A 14,632-nucleotide genomic window follows, 5' to 3' on the forward strand; every position below is an offset into this window, starting at 1 on the left:
GGGCGATCGCCGGTCATGAGGTGGCGGATGCCGCGCGAGTACGCCGGACGAGGGGGCGGCCCTGCGTGGGCGTCGCCCCCGAACGCCGGATGGCGAACAGCGGGATCGCGTAGCCGCACAGCGGTCCGATCAGGACGGCGAACGCCACGGTGCCGATGCCGACGTCGCCGCCGAGCGCCCAGCCGATGGCCAGCACGACGACCTCGATGCTGGTGCGGACGATCCAGATGCGCCATCCGGTGACCCGGTGCAGGCCGGTCATCAGGCCGTCGCGGGGGCCCGGGCCGAAGTGCGCGCCGATGTAGAGGCCGGTCGCGATCGCGAGCACGACGATGCCCGCGCCGAGCAGGAGGATGCGCGCCCAGAGGTCGAGGCCCGACGGGATGAGCCAGAGGCCGAGGTCGGCGAACGGCCCGACCAGCAGCGCGTTCATGATCGTGCCGAAGCCGGGCTTCTGGCGGATGGGGATCCACAGGAGCAGGACGATGCCGCTCGTGATGACGGTGATGAGCCCGAAGTTCAGCCCGGTCTGCTTCGCGATGCCCTGCGTCAGCACGTCCCACGGGGCGACGCCGAGCTCGCCGCGCACGATGAGCGCGATGGCGATGCCGTAGAGGAACAGCCCGAGGAAGAGCTGCACGAAGCGGCGGACGAGCACGGGCGCGGGGTCGGTCGGACGGCGAAGCATGATGCAATCCAATTCCATGATTGGCCTGTTCACAAAGAGCCAATCGGCCTAAAGTGGCCTGATGGCTGATCTGTCGCTCAGTGCGCGCTCGCTCGAACTCCTCCTCGGCGACTGGCGCGGACCTGGCAGCGCGTACGAGGGGCTCGCCGAACGCATCCGCCTGCTCATCGTCGACGGCCGCATCGGGGTCGACACGCGGCTGCCGGCCGAGCGCGACCTCGCGGAGCGGCTCTCCCTGAGCCGCACGACCGTCACCGCGGCCTACCGGCACCTGCGCGAGCAGGGCATGCTGCACAGCGTGCGCGGGTCGGGCAGCGTGGCGCGCCTGCCCGGTGCGCCCGCGATCCTGCCCGCACCGCTCGAGAGCGAGTACATCGACTTCTCGAAGGCGGCGCCGCCCGCCCTGCCCTGGCTCGCGGACGTCGCTCGACAGGCCGTCGACGACCTTCCCGCGCACCTCGCCGATTCGGGCTTCGATCCCATCGGCACGCCGGCGCTGCGCCAGGCCATCGCCGACCGCTATGCCGTTCGCGGACTGCCCACCACGCCCGACCAGATCATGGTCACCATCGGTGCGCAGCACGCCATCGGCCTGCTCGCCCGGGCGCTCGTGGGTCGTGGCGACCGCGCCCTCACCGAGGTGCCGATCTACCCGCATGCCTACGAGGCGTTGCGCGCGGCCGGCGCTCGACTCGTGACCGTGCCCGTCGTGCCGGCCGGCACCGAGGGCGACGACGACCGCGAGCAGGCCGCCGGCCTGGTGCAGGCGATCCGGCACTCGAATCCGGTCGCGGCGTACCTCATCCCCGACTTCCAGAACCCCACCGGGCGCACCATGAGCCGCGAGACCCGCGCCCACGTGCTCGACGCGGCCGCACGGCAGGGCACCGTCGTCATCGCCGACGAGACCACCGCCGAGCTGTCCATCGACCGACCGGGCCACTTCCCGCCCATGGCGGCCGATGGGCCGGCCGTGCTGATCGGCTCGGTCGGCAAGACCGCGTGGGGCGGCATCCGCGTGGGCTGGATCCGTGCCGAGCGGCCGCTGATCCGCCGGCTGCTCGCCGTGCGCTCGCCGGGCGACCTCGGCACGCCCATCCTCGAGCAGCTCATCGTCACCCGGCTGCTCGGCCGCATGGACGAGATCCTCGAGCTGCGGCGCGAACAGCTCCGCGCCGGCCGGGACCGCCTCGAGCACCTCGTCGCCCGGCACCTGCCCGAGTGGGACGTGCCGCGCGTCACCGGCGGCATCGTCACCTGGGCCGGCCTCGGTGCGCCGGTGAGCTCGCAGCTCGCGCTCGGCGCCCGCCGCGAGGGACTCATCGTGGCCGCCGGCCCGAGGTTCGGGGTCGACGGGGCGTTCGAGCGGTTCCTCCGGCTGCCCATCTGCTACAGCCCCGAGACGACGGATGCCGCGGTGCTGGCGCTCGCGCGCGCCTGGCGGTCGCTCGCCCGCACCCCCGTGACCGAGCCCGAACCCGAGCTGCTGGCCTCGGTGGTCTGAGGGTCAGACGCCCGTCGCGATGACCGGCTCGTCGTCGGCCGGCGCGGTCTCGGTGCGCTCGCCGCGGGGCGCCGCGATGGAGGGGCCGTCCGTGCGACGTCGGAACAGGAGCGCCGCGATCACCGCGCCCACCGCGAACAGGCCGGCGCCCCACCAGTACGCGACCGCGTAGCTGTGGATCGCGGCATCCGACAGCACGGCCTCGGTCGGCGGCGTGTGCGACGCGATGTAGTCGGTGGCCGCGGTCGCCGCAAGGGTGTTCAGCAACGCGGTGCCGATGGATCCGCCCACCTGCTGGCTGGTGTTCACCATGGCCGACGCGACGCCCGCGAACGACCGCTCGACGCCGAACGTGGCCGTCTGCATGGACGCGGGCATGATCGAGCCCATGCCGAAGCCGAGGATCATGAGCGGCGCGAGCACGTCGGCGACGTAGGTGCTCTGCGCGTCGAGGTGGGTGAGGATGACCATGCCGGTCGCGGCGATGACCATGCCGATCGGCACCATGACCTTCGGGCCGAACCTGGGCACGAAGAGGTTGGTCGACAGCTGCGCGGCGAGCACGAGCATCAGGATCATCGGCAGGAACGCCAGCCCCGTCTGGATCGGCGAGTAGCCGAGCGACGTCTGCAGGTAGTACGTGACGAAGAGGAAGATGCCGAACATGCCGGCGCCCGCGATGAAGACCGACAGGTAGGCGGCGCCTCGGTTGCGGTCGAGCACGATCTGCAGCGGGAGCAGCGGGTGGGTCGCCCGGCGCTGCCAGAGCACGAACGCCACGAGCAGCACTGCGGATGCCGCGAGCATGCCCCACGTCATCGGCGAGTCCCAGCCCTCGGTCTCGGCGTTCGAGAACCCGTAGACGAGGAGGAACAGCGCGCCCGAGATGAGGATCGTGCCGGGCAGGTCGAGCTTCGGACGCGGGCCGGTGCGTGCCACGTGGCGCACGAACAGGGCGGCGCCGACGATCGCGACGGCCGCGATGAACACGTTGATGTAGAGGTTCCAGCGCCAGTTGAACTGCTCGGTGAGGAAGCCGCCGAGGAGCAGGCCGATGGCGCCGCCCGCTCCCGCGATCGCGCCGAAGACGCCGAACGCCCGGGCGCGTTCCTTGGGGATCGTGAACGTCGTCGTGAGCACCGCCAGGGCCGTGGGCGCGAGGAGCGCGGCGAAGGCGCCCTGCAGCGCGCGGCCGGTGACGAGCACGCCGAAGGTCGGTGCGGCGCCCGCGAGGGCCGAGGCGAGCGCGAAGCCGATGAGGCCGATGATGAAGGTGCGCTTGCGGCCCCAGAGGTCGGAGAGCCGGCCGCCGAGCAGCAGCAGGCTGCCGAAGGCGAGCGAGTAGGCCGTGACGACCCACTGGCGGTCGCCGTCGGAGAAGCCGAGGTCGGCCTGTGCGGCCGGAAGTGCGATGTTCACCACGGTGGCGTCGAGCACCACCATGAGCTGGGCCAGCGCGACGGTCGCGAGGGTCCACCAACGGCGGGAGGACGCCGCGACGGGCGTGGGAGTCGTGGTCGGAGCGGAGGTCATGGGCGCCACTCTATACGAGACTGGGCGGTTTCGGATATGAACAGTTCCTGAAGTAACATGGCAGCAACACGACCGCCACGCGAGAAGGGGAGAAGACCGCAATGGCGCAGTCCGACTCCACCGCCCAGCTCGAGTCCGACGCGCCCGCTCCCCGGCTCGGCCGCAAGCGCGACCACACCCGCGACCCCGAGATCCTCGACGCGGCCATCGACGTGCTCGCCGAGTCCGGGTTCGACGGCATGACGATCGACATGGTCGCCGCCCGGGCGAAGGCCGGCAAGGCCACCATCTATCGCCGATGGCCCTCGAAGGCCGACCTCGTGCTCGACGCCGTCGCGTGCATGAAGGCCGCCGACCTCGATCCCGAGCGGTTGCCCGACACGGGCACGCTGCGGGGCGATCTCGTCGCGATGATCCGCCCGCGCTCCATCGAGGAGGGCGAGCGCAAGCTGCGCATCATGGGCGGGCTGTTCGGCCTGATCTCCACGTCGCCCGAACTCGCCACCGCCGTGCACGAGGCGATCCTCGAGCCCAGGCTGGCGGTGAATCGGCTCTTCCTGCGGCGGGCCGTCGACCGGGGCGAGATCTCCGCAGACCGCGACATCGAGCTGCTGGCGAGGGTGGCCTCGGGCATGGCGGCGTTCCGCATGCTCGTCGAGCAGCAGCCGCTCGACGCCGAGTACCTGACGTCGCTCATCGACCACGTCATCCTGCCGGCCGCCGGGATCTCGCCCGAGGCGCGCACAATCTAGGTCGACCAGCGGCGGCCGATCGCATCCGGCCGTTCACCCTCCGGTCACCGGGACGTCGCCCATCCGGAGCACTGTTGCGGGGAATCATCCCTTCCCCCGACAGGAGCACACCCGCATGAAGCGAGCAACACTCGCGCGCTGCACGGCCGTGGCCGCGGCATCCGTCGTCGCCCTCGGTGTCGTGGGCGCGATGCCGGCCCTCGCGGCCGACGAGGCCTCGAGCTTCCACCGCACCGCCACCTACCCCGTCTTCCAGAACGTGCCCGCCGGGGTCGACCCGGCCGCGCCGACCGTCGCGGAGATCTCGGCGGTGTCGAAGGACGGCCGCACCGTCGTCTCGACCGATGCACTCGGCAAGCGCATCGGATTCCTCGACCTCACCGATCCCGCCGCGCCGGTCGGCCTCGGCACGGTGTCGCTCGCCGAGCTCGGGCACGCCGACGACCAGCCGACCTCGGTGTCGATCGTGGGCCAGTACGTCCTCGTCGTGATCGACGAGACCGGCGGCGACTTCACCGCGCCCAAGGGCCGCCTCGACGTGCTGCGGCTCTCCGACCGGCAGCGGGTCGCGAGCATCGACCTCGGCGGGCAGCCCGACTCGATCGCGATCTCGCCCGACCAGAAGTACGCGGCCATCGCGATCGAGAACCAGCGGGACGAGGACCTCGAGGTGGGCGGCGTCGAGGGCGGCCTGCCCCAGGCTCCGGGCGGCTTCGTGCAGGTCGTGAAGCTCACCGGCGCGAAGCCGGCGAACTGGAAGGCCAAGCCAGTCTCGTTCGGCTCGAAGCTCGCCACCGGCATCCTGCAGCACGCCGGCATCACCGCGCCCGGCGACCCCGAGCCCGAGTACGTCGCGTTCTCGCCCGACGGCCTGCTCGCCGTGACGCTCCAGGAGAACAACGGCATCGCCATCGTCGAGCCGCGCACCGGCCTGCTCGTGCGGGCGTTCTCGGCCGGAACGGTCACCGCCGACGGCTTCGACACGAAGAAGGACAAGGTCATCGACGCGAGCGGCTCGCTCGTCGACGTGCCCCGCGAGCCCGACGCGATCGCCTGGGTCGACCGGCGCCACGTCGCCGTCGCGAACGAGGGCGACCTCGTGGGCGGCACGCGCGGCTGGTCGATCTTCGACGTGGTCACGGGCGCCCCCGTGTGGGACGCCGGCAACACCTTCGAGCAGCTCGCCATCTCCCATGGCGTCTACAACGACGACCGCGCGGCGAAGAAGGGCCCAGAGCCCGAGGGGCTCGCCATCGCCGAGTTCGACGGCACGAGGTACGCCTTCGTGGCGAGCGAGCGCTCGAACTTCATCGCCGTCTACGACCTGACGGACCCGAGGGAGCCCGAGTTCGTGCAGACGCTCTTCGCGACCAACGGTCCCGAGGGCGTGCTGCCGATCCCCGGCCGTGACCTTCTCGTCGTCTCGAGCGAGGTCGACGACGCGTCCGTCGGCGTGCGCGCCAGCGTGAACGTCTATGAGTTCGGGCCCGGCGTCGACGACCAGACCGGCATCGTCTCGGACTCGGTCGACGGCAAGGCCATCGGCTGGCAGGCCCTCGGCGCCCTCTCGGCGGACCCCGCCGACACCGGTTCGCTCTTCGCCGCGAGCGACTCCGCCGTGAAGCCGAGCACGATCTACTCGGTCGACGTGACCGGCGCCCCCGCCCGCATCACCCGCTCCTTCGCGGTGACGAACGCGGGTGTGCCGGCGAACCTCGACATCGAAGGGCTGTTCGCCCGCCCGCAGGGCGGCTTCTGGCTCGCGGCCGAGGGCGCCGACGGCGCCGGCAACGCGCTCGTGCGCACGGATCCCGCGGGCGCGGTGCAGCAGACCATCGCCCTGCCGGCCGAGATCACGGCGCACATCGGCAAGTGGGGCCTCGAGGGGGTCACGGCGTCGACGGATGCCACGGGCGCCGAGCGCGTCTTCGTCGCGCTGCAGCGACCGCTGTGGACCGACCCGGCTGCGGCATCCGGCCCCATCGACGGCGACGGCGTGACCCGCATCGGCCGCTACGACGTGGCGACCGGTGCGTGGACCTGGTTCGGCTACCGGCTCGAGGGCACGACGGCACCCGGCGACTGGATGGGGCTCTCCGAGATCACGGCGGTCGACGCCGACACGCTCGCGGTCATCGAGCGTGACAAGCTCAACGGCCCGGTGGCCGCGGTGAAGCGCGTGTACACCGTCGAGCTCGGTGACGCCGCGGGCATCACGGGCCTCGGCGCGCCGGGCGAACTGCCCGTGCTCGACAAGGGGCTCGCGGTCGACGTGCTGCCGGCGCTGCGGGCCGGGAACGGATGGACGCAGGAGAAGCTCGAGGGGCTCGCCATCGGCGGCGACGGCCAGGTCTACGCCGTCACCGACAACGACGGGCTGAAGGATGCCACGGGCGAGACGGTGTTCCTCCGTCTCGGTGCGGCATCCGACGTCTTCACCTCGCGGTAGCAGGGTTGCGGGGCGGCGGTCGCCCCCCTGGGTATTTCGACCGCCGCCCCCGGACCACGGGATCGAACACCGTGGCCCACTGCGCCGCATCGGGTGGCGGCACAGGCTCTCGGGGGGATCGGCGCTGAGGGGCCGCGCCGATCCCCGTGGTCATCACCGTCGGATCGCGAACCTCCTGAATCCGACGAGCACGAGGCCCGCCAGCATCGCGAACGCCGCCAGCACCAGGCCCGTGAGGTCGGCACCGGTCGAGGCGAGCGTCGTCGACGCTGCCACGACGCGGGTCGTCCCGTTGGAGGCGACGGTGGTCGAACCGCCGTCACCCGGCGTTCCCGGGTCCACCGGAGTCGTCGGGTCCGTCGGGTCCGTGGGGTCCGTCGGGTCCGTCGGGTCCGTGGGATCCGTCGGGTCCGTGGGATCGGTCGGGTCCGTGGGATCGGTCGGGTCCGTCGGGTCGGTCGGGTCGGTCGGGTCGACGATGGTCGTCGCTCCGTCCGTCCGGCTGTCGCCGATCACCGAGATCGCGTTGCCGCCGATCGTGATGGGCAGGGCGAGGTCAGGAATGAGCTGTGTTCCCCCGAGCAGCCCGTCCGATCCGTCCGTCGTCGCGGAACCGCCCCCGGTTCCCGGAGCCACGACCGTCGTGGCATCCGTCGACTCGCTGTCGCCGATCACCGAGATGGCGTTGCCGCCCGCGGTGATCGGTGCGACCAGGTCGGCGATGAGCTGTGTTCCCCCGAGCAGCCCGTCCGATCCGTTCGTCGTGGCGGAACCGCCCCCGGTTCCGGGTGCCACGACCGTCGTGGCATCCCTGGATTCGCTGTCGCCGATGCCCGAGATGGCGTTGCCGCCGAGCGTGATCGGCAGGCCGAGGTCGCCGAGCACCTGGGTGCCGCCGAGGATCGAGTCCTCGCCGGAGGTCCAAGCGTCGGTGCCCGAGCCGGTGTCGGCACCGGAGCCGCCGGAGGCGACCTCGGTCCATGCGCCGTCACTCGACGAGTCGCCGATGACGGAGATGGCGTTGCCGCCCAGCGTCACGGGCAGCGACAGGCCGATCAGGCCCTGCGTGCCACCGAGGATCGAGTCCTCGCCCGACGTCCAGGCGGCGTTGCCGCCGTCGGAACCGGGCGCGGATCCGGTCGCCACGGCGGTGCCGGCGCCGCTCGACTCGCTGTCGCCGATGACGGAGATGGCGTTGCCGCCGACCGTGACCGGCACCGAGATGCCGAGGAGCGCCTGCGTGCCGCCGAGCAGCGAGTCGTCGCCGCTCGTCTGGGCCACCGGCACGTCGGCCGCGGCGGTGTCGGGTGCTGCCGGCTCCGGCGCCACGGTCGTGGCGGCGTCGCTCGACTCGCTGTCGCCGATGACGGAGATGGCGTTGCCGCCCACCGTGACCGGCACCGAGATGTCGACCAGCGCCTGCGTGCCGGAGCCGATGCCGTCGTCACCGGAGGTGACGGCGACCGGTGCGGACGCGGGCTCGGAGGCGACCTCGGTCGACGCATCCGACGACTGCGAATCCCCGATGAGGGAGATCCCGTTGCCGTTCACGGTGACCGGGAGGTCGATCGAGATCCCGACCTGGGAACCCGACAGGATGCCGTCGTCGCCACTCGTCTCCGACGCGTGGGCGACCCCGGCTCCGAGGAGCGTGAGCCCCCCGGCGAAGAGGGTCGCATACAGCGCCCTCAAGGCCAATCGCTTCATGATGTAACTCCTGACTGATGTGGGATGTCTGCTCCCGAGGCAGGGAGCAATGACCGTTTCCGCCTGCGGACAGGCGGAGCGGACCCCGATCAGTCAGGGGTGGTGTCGGTGTCGAACACCGGCGACGACGGAAGTTCGTCGTCGACCGAGTTCAGCACCATCGACGCGAGGGCGTCGGCGCCGAGCGCGGCGAACGCCGCGTCGGAAGTTCCGGATGCACCGCTGGCACCGCCGGCTCCGGCTCCACCGGTTCCGCCGCCGGAGGCGGGGGAACCGGGAGCGTTGCCGCCGCTCGGAACGCCGTCGGCAGGCGCGATCGTGCCCGACAGGTCGGCGGGCACAGAAGTGGTGTCGGCGCCCGGCTGCGACGTCGTGGACAGCGCGCTGGAGTGCAGCGCGGACGGCCCGTTCGCGGGCGGCGCGGCGGCGGTGGCCGACGGCGCGGTGGCACCGAGCGGGTCGCCGAGGCCCGGAATCACGGGCGAGCCGGGCACTCCGATGCCGCCGGGCCCGCCCGGGAGGAGCGGGATCGACGGGAGCTGGGGGAGGATGCCGGAGCGGTCGGTGGGAAGCGGCCCCATCGAGCCGACGACCGCCTCGAGGGTGCCGTCGACGGTGTCGGCGACGCCGCCCACCGTCTTGCCGATGAGGCCCTTGGGCACCACGGCGCCGACCACGGGGACCGCACCGACGGTCGAGTCGACCGCGTGCCCGACGCCCTTGCCGACCGGGTGCAGGACCTTGCCGACCGCACCGCTGCCGGCGGCGGCCTTCGCGGTCGCGGAGACCGCGTTGCCGACGGTGCCGACGGCCGTGTTGGCCGTGCCGACGACCGCGTTCGCGGTGCCGGTGACCGCCGTGGTGACGGTCGGAACCGCCTCGACGACGGGCTGGACGACCGGAGCGACCGGCTCGGGAATCGCCTCGACGACGGGCTGGGTGACGGTGTTGACCGGCTCGACGACCGTCTCGACGACGGTGCCGACGGTGTCGCCCACGGCCGCGGTGGTCTGCGAGACCGCCCCGACCACGGCGCCGACGGCGCCGAGCAGTCCCTTGCCCTGGCCGTTCGGCTGGTTCTCGTCGGCCGAGGCGCCCGAGGCGCTCGCGAACAGGCTCACGGCGAGCCAGAGGGCGGCGATGATCGTGCCCAGGAGGGCGTAGCGGAGCCACGGCACCTGCCGTGTGCGATCCACTTCGATCATCGGTCTCTCACCCCCGCCCTCCGACGCTACCGTGAAAACTCTTTCCAGCCCGGCCCCCGTTCGGGGGGTTGCCATGGATGTATTCCCAGCTTCCCGTGACGTTCTCGTACGCATGCCCCTGCGAGAATCGGGGGATGCACCTGCTTGCCGCGCTCAGCATGAAGAACCGAGCGCTCATCGCGCTCGTCACCATCGTCGTCGCGATCTTCGGCGGCCTCGCGCTGTCGAGCCTCAAGCAGGAGCTCGCGCCGTCGATCGAGTTCCCGCAGCTCTCCATCGTCACGTCGTACCCGGGCGCGTCGCCCGACGTCGTGAACACGGATGTCTCGACCCCGATCGAGACCGCCATCCAGGGCATCACGGGCCTCGAGTCGACCTCGACGACGAGCTCGACCGGGCTGTCGCGGGTCGCGGCGAGCTTCACCTACGGCACCGACCTCGCCTTCGCCGAGCAGAAGCTGCTCTCGGCCGTGAACCGCATCGCGGGCCAGCTCCCCGAGGACGTCGACCCGCAGGTGCTCGCCCTCAGCCTCGACGACTTCCCGGTCATCCAAGTCGCCGTCACCGGCGCCGACGACATCAGCGCCCTCTCCGACGAGATCTCGCGCACGACGCTCGGCGAGCTCAACGACCTCGACGGCGTTCGCGAGGCCACCCTCATCGGCGACGTCGGGCAGCGTGTCACGATCACGCCGAACCCCGAGGAGCTCGCCGTCCGCGGCATCTCGCAGCAGGCCATCCGCGACGCGCTCCAGCAGAACGGCCTCCTCGTGCCGGCCGGCACGATCACCGAGGGCGACTCCACGTTCGCCGTGCAGACCGGCGTGACCCTCGGCAGCGTCGAGGACATCGCCGGGCTTCCGGTGCTCGGTGCGACCGAGCAGCAGCCGGCTCCGGATGCCGCGGGCGGCGGGTCCGACGGCGGAGCGGCGTTCCCCGGTGCCCAGGCGGGTGCCGGGGCAGCCGGCCCGGCCACGGCCGGCGTGCCCGTCGCGACGACCATCGGCGACGTGGCATCCGTGGAGCTCACCGACAACCCGGTGACCAGCATCTCGCGAGTGAACGGGGAGCCCGCGCTCACCATCGCGGTGACGAAGCTGCCGGCGGCCAACACCGTCGAGGTGTCGAACGCGGTGCGCGAGATCCTGCCCGACCTCGAGTCGTCGCTCGACACCACGAACCCGGGCGCCACCTTCACCGTCGTGTTCGACCAGGCGCCCTACATCCAGCAGTCGATCGAGTCCCTCGCGACCGAGGGCCTGCTCGGCCTGCTCTTCGCGGTGATCGTGATCCTCGTGTTCCTGATGTCGGTGCGCGCGACGCTCGTCACGGCGATCTCGATCCCGACGTCGGTACTCATCACGTTCATCGGCCTGCAGGCGTCCGACTACACGTTGAACATCCTCACGCTCGGCGCGCTCACGATCGCCATCGGCCGGGTCGTCGACGACTCCATCGTCGTCATCGAGAACATCAAGCGGCATCTCGTCGCCGGGGCGCCGAAGGACACCACCATCGTGCGCGCGGTGCGCGAGGTCGCCGGCGCCATCACGGCGTCGACCATCACCACCGTCGCGGTGTTCCTGCCGCTCGCGCTCGTCGAGGGGGTCACCGGCGAGCTGTTCCGGCCGTTCGCGCTGACGGTCACGATCGCGCTCGCCGCGTCGCTGCTCGTGTCGCTCACGATCGTGCCGGTGCTCGCGTACTGGTTCCTGAAGCCCGCGAAGCTGCACAAGCACGAGGAGGACAGCGAGGTCGCCGCGGCGGCGTTCGTCGACGAGGAGAACCCCAAGCAGGCCGTCGACGAGCTCGAGCACCCGTCGCGCCTGCAGCGCGGCTACCTGCCGATCATCGCGTGGACGCTGAAGCACGGCGTGGTGACGCTCGTGATCGCCGGCCTGGTGCTCGTGGGGACCCTGGCGCTCACGCCGCTCATGAAGACGAACTTCCTCGGGTCCTCCGGGCAGAACACGTTCCGCGTCACGCAGGAACTGCCGGTGGGCACCAGCCTCGACGCGCTCGCCGCGGCGTCGCAGCCGGTCGAGCAGGTCATCCGCGAGACCGAGGGCGTCGAGACGGTGCAGACGTCGATCGGCTCGGGCGGGCGCGGGCTCGCCGCGGCGCTCGGCGGCGGCAACGGCGCGACGATCACCTACTCGATCACCACCGACGAGGACGCCGACCAGGACGCGCTGCAGGCCGACGTGCGCGAGGAGCTCGACGACCTCGACGGCGTGGGCGACATCACGCTGGCCGCCTCGAGCGGCTTCGGCGCCTCGAACGACATCGCGGTCGACGTCACCGCGTCCAACGCGGAGGACCTGCAGGCCGCCACCGAGGCCGTGCAGCAGGAGCTCGACGGGCTCGACTCGCTCGCGCAGACCTCGTCGAACCTGTCGGAGTCGCGCGAGTACGTCGCCGTCGAGGTGAACCGGGCGGATGCCGCGGCCGCGGGCTACTCGGAGGTCGCCCTCGGCGGCTTCGTCTCGGCCGCGATGCAGCCGCAGTCGGCGGGTTCGGTCGTCATCGACGAGAAGACGCTCACGATCTACCTCGCCTCCGACAACCCGCCCGTGTCGGTGGAGGAGCTCTCGGCGCTCGAGGTGCCGACGCCGACCGGGCTCGTGCGCCTCGACTCGCTCGCGACCGTCGAGCAGGTCGAGGGGCCTTCGTCGGTCACGACGGTACAGGGCCTCCGCAGCGCCACGGTCTCCGCGACGCCGAACGACGACGACCTCGGCACCGCGAGCGCCGAGGTGTCCGCGGCGGTCGAGACCGCCGACCTGCCGGCCGGCGCGACGGCGTCGATCGGCGGCGTCTCGGCCGACCAGCAGGAGTCGTTCTCGCAGCTCGGGCTGGCGCTGCTCGCCGCGATCCTCATCGTCTACATCGTGATGGTGGCGACCTTCCGCTCGCTGCTGCAGCCCCTGCTGCTGCTCGTGTCGGTGCCGTTCGCGGCGACCGGTGCGATCGCGCTGCAGGTCATCACCGGCATCCCGCTCGGCGTCGCATCGCTCGTCGGCGTGCTCATGCTCGTCGGCATCGTCGTGACGAACGCGATCGTGCTCGTCGACCTCGTGAACCAGTACCGCGATCGCGGCATGAATGTGCGCGACGCGCTGCTGCACGGGTCGTCGCGACGTCTGCGGCCGATCCTCATGACCGCGCTGGCCACGATCTTCGCGCTCCTGCCCATGGCGATCGGCCTCACGGGCCACGGCGGGTTCATCTCCCAGCCGCTCGCGCTCGTCGTGATCGGCGGCCTCGTGTCGTCGACCGCGCTCACGCTCATTGTGCTGCCGGTGCTCTACGACCTCGTCGAGGGCGGACGCGAGCGTCGTCGGGCGCGGCGCGCGGCGAAGGCGGCGGGCACGGATGACGCGGGCGGCGGCCCTGCCGGGGGCAGCCCCGTGGACGGCCCCGCGGATGGCCCCGACGCACCGGCGCCCGAGCCCCTTCCGGTGCCCGAGAACGCCTAGCTGCCCGGGTCAGGGCGCGTTGTCGGAGGTGGCGGTCGCGCCGGTCGCCGGCTGCTCGCAGGCGTCCCCGAAGGTGTGCGGCACCGACGGCCCCCAGTCCACGGAGTCCGCCTGCACCTGGAAGTGCAGGTGCGGACCCGCCGTGCGCCCGGTGTTCCCCGAGCGTGCGATCGCCTGGCCCTGGCGCACCTCGTCGCCGACCGCGACGAGGACGCCGTCGTTCTGGATGTGGAAGTACCAGGTCGTGAACCCGCCGGCGTGCCGGAGGCGCACGGCGTTGCCCCAGTTGCGCAGGTCCCCGTCGGGGAACGGCGTGTTGTCGGGGCCGACGTCCTTCGTCGGGTTGAAGGTCCCCGTGAGGTTCTCCTGCAACCACTCCACGGTGCCCGCGCGCGCGGCTCGGATCTCGGTGCCCGCGGGCATGTCGAAGTCGAACGCCCAGGCCTGCACGCCCGTGTGTGACCCGCCCGCCGGCGAGTTGTTGCCCTGGCCGACCGTGTACGAATCGCCGCCCCTCCACGGGTAGCGGTACGCCCCGACCGGGTCGTCGTGCAGGACGAGGCAGGCGATCCGGAGGCCCCGGGCGAAGTACGCGCCGTCCTCCGTCGAGAAGTCGACGCCCCCGCGCCCCGCGCTCCACCACTGGGTGCCCTCGCCCGGTCGCCAGACCGCCGCGAAGCGACCGTGGTCCACCACGAGCGAGGTGATGCGCAGCCCGTCGGCGAAGTACGTGGCATCCGCCGCGCCGAACTCGTCGGCGCTCATGCCCCACTTGACCCACTGGGTGCCCTCGCCGGGTCGCCAGACGGCGGCGATGCGCCCGTTCTCGACCTCGAGGGACGTGACGCGCAGGCCCTGCGGGAAGTACTCGTTGTCGGCGGCGATGAAGTCGTCGTCGGTCATGCCCCACTTGACCCACTGGGTGCCCTCGCCGGGCCGCCAGACGGCGGCGATGCGCCCGTCGGCGATGTCGAGGGACGTGATGCGAAGGCCCTGCGGGAAGTACTCGTTGTCGGCGGCGATGAAGTCGTCGTCGGTCATCCCCCACTTGACCCACTGGGTGCCTTCGCCGGGTCGCCAGACCGCGGCGATGCGCCCCTCGTGGAACTCGAGCGACGTGATGCGCAGGCCCTGCGGGAAGTACTCGTTGTCGGCGGCGATGAAGTCGTCGTCGGTCATCCCCCACTTCACCCACTGCGTGCCGTCCCCCGGCTGCCAGACCGTGCTGAACGCGACGTCGGCCATGGGTCCCCCTCCCATCGATGGTGACGCGGGGTCACTCCCGATGGGACCGGCCGCGAGCCACCCCGCCATT

Annotated in this window: 9 protein-coding genes; 4 read left to right on the forward strand and 5 right to left on the reverse strand. The window is 71.9% G+C overall.

What is annotated here, in order from left to right; genetic code table 11:
* Positions 1–13: 13 nt before the first annotated feature.
* The gene (gene yczE, locus AC1DZA_RS00510) at positions 14–688 is read right to left on the reverse strand and encodes a membrane protein YczE (protein WP_476771265.1); all 675 of its coding nucleotides are present in this window, start codon (positions 686–688) and stop codon (positions 14–16) included.
* 61 nt (positions 689–749) lie between these two features.
* Here yczE and yczR point away from each other — a divergent pair, with 61 nt between their 5' ends.
* On the forward strand, positions 750–2,192 hold the full coding sequence (yczR, locus tag AC1DZA_RS00515; protein WP_476771266.1) for a MocR-like transcription factor YczR: 1,443 nt from the start codon (positions 750–752) through the stop codon (positions 2,190–2,192).
* A 3-nt stretch (positions 2,193–2,195) separates the two neighbouring features.
* Here the strand turns inward: yczR and AC1DZA_RS00520 are convergent, their stop codons facing one another.
* Positions 2,196–3,725, reverse strand: coding sequence for an MFS transporter (locus AC1DZA_RS00520; protein ID WP_476771267.1), 1,530 nt, complete (start codon positions 3,723–3,725; stop codon positions 2,196–2,198).
* A 101-nt stretch (positions 3,726–3,826) separates the two neighbouring features.
* Here AC1DZA_RS00520 and AC1DZA_RS00525 point away from each other — a divergent pair, with 101 nt between their 5' ends.
* Both AC1DZA_RS00525 and AC1DZA_RS00530 read left to right on the forward strand, forming a co-directional pair.
* A complete protein-coding gene (locus AC1DZA_RS00525) occupies positions 3,827–4,477 on the forward strand; it encodes a TetR/AcrR family transcriptional regulator (protein WP_476771268.1) in 651 nt (216 codons plus the stop codon).
* A 115-nt stretch (positions 4,478–4,592) separates the two neighbouring features.
* Positions 4,593–6,926: an esterase-like activity of phytase family protein gene (locus AC1DZA_RS00530; protein WP_476771269.1), complete on the forward strand. Its 2,334-nt coding sequence runs from the start codon at positions 4,593–4,595 to the stop codon at positions 6,924–6,926.
* A gap of 153 nt (positions 6,927–7,079) precedes the next feature.
* Here AC1DZA_RS00530 and AC1DZA_RS00535 read toward each other — a convergent pair whose 3' ends face one another.
* Together AC1DZA_RS00535 and AC1DZA_RS00540 are read right to left on the reverse strand one after the other, a co-directional pair.
* On the reverse strand, positions 7,080–8,633 hold the full coding sequence (locus tag AC1DZA_RS00535) for a beta strand repeat-containing protein (protein WP_476771270.1): 1,554 nt from the start codon (positions 8,631–8,633) through the stop codon (positions 7,080–7,082).
* Positions 8,634–8,722: 89 nt separating this feature from the next.
* A complete protein-coding gene (locus AC1DZA_RS00540) occupies positions 8,723–9,829 on the reverse strand; it encodes a hypothetical protein (protein WP_476771271.1) in 1,107 nt (368 codons plus the stop codon).
* A 143-nt stretch (positions 9,830–9,972) separates the two neighbouring features.
* Between AC1DZA_RS00540 and AC1DZA_RS00545 the strand changes: the two genes are divergently transcribed.
* On the forward strand, positions 9,973–13,317 hold the full coding sequence (locus AC1DZA_RS00545) for an efflux RND transporter permease subunit (protein ID WP_476771272.1): 3,345 nt from the start codon (positions 9,973–9,975) through the stop codon (positions 13,315–13,317).
* Positions 13,318–13,326: 9 nt separating this feature from the next.
* Here the strand turns inward: AC1DZA_RS00545 and AC1DZA_RS00550 are convergent, their stop codons facing one another.
* Positions 13,327–14,562, reverse strand: coding sequence for a M23 family metallopeptidase (locus AC1DZA_RS00550; RefSeq protein ID WP_476771273.1), 1,236 nt, complete (start codon positions 14,560–14,562; stop codon positions 13,327–13,329).
* Positions 14,563–14,632 lie beyond the last annotated feature (70 nt).

The organism is Agromyces sp. P2_B3, from assembly GCF_056404815.1.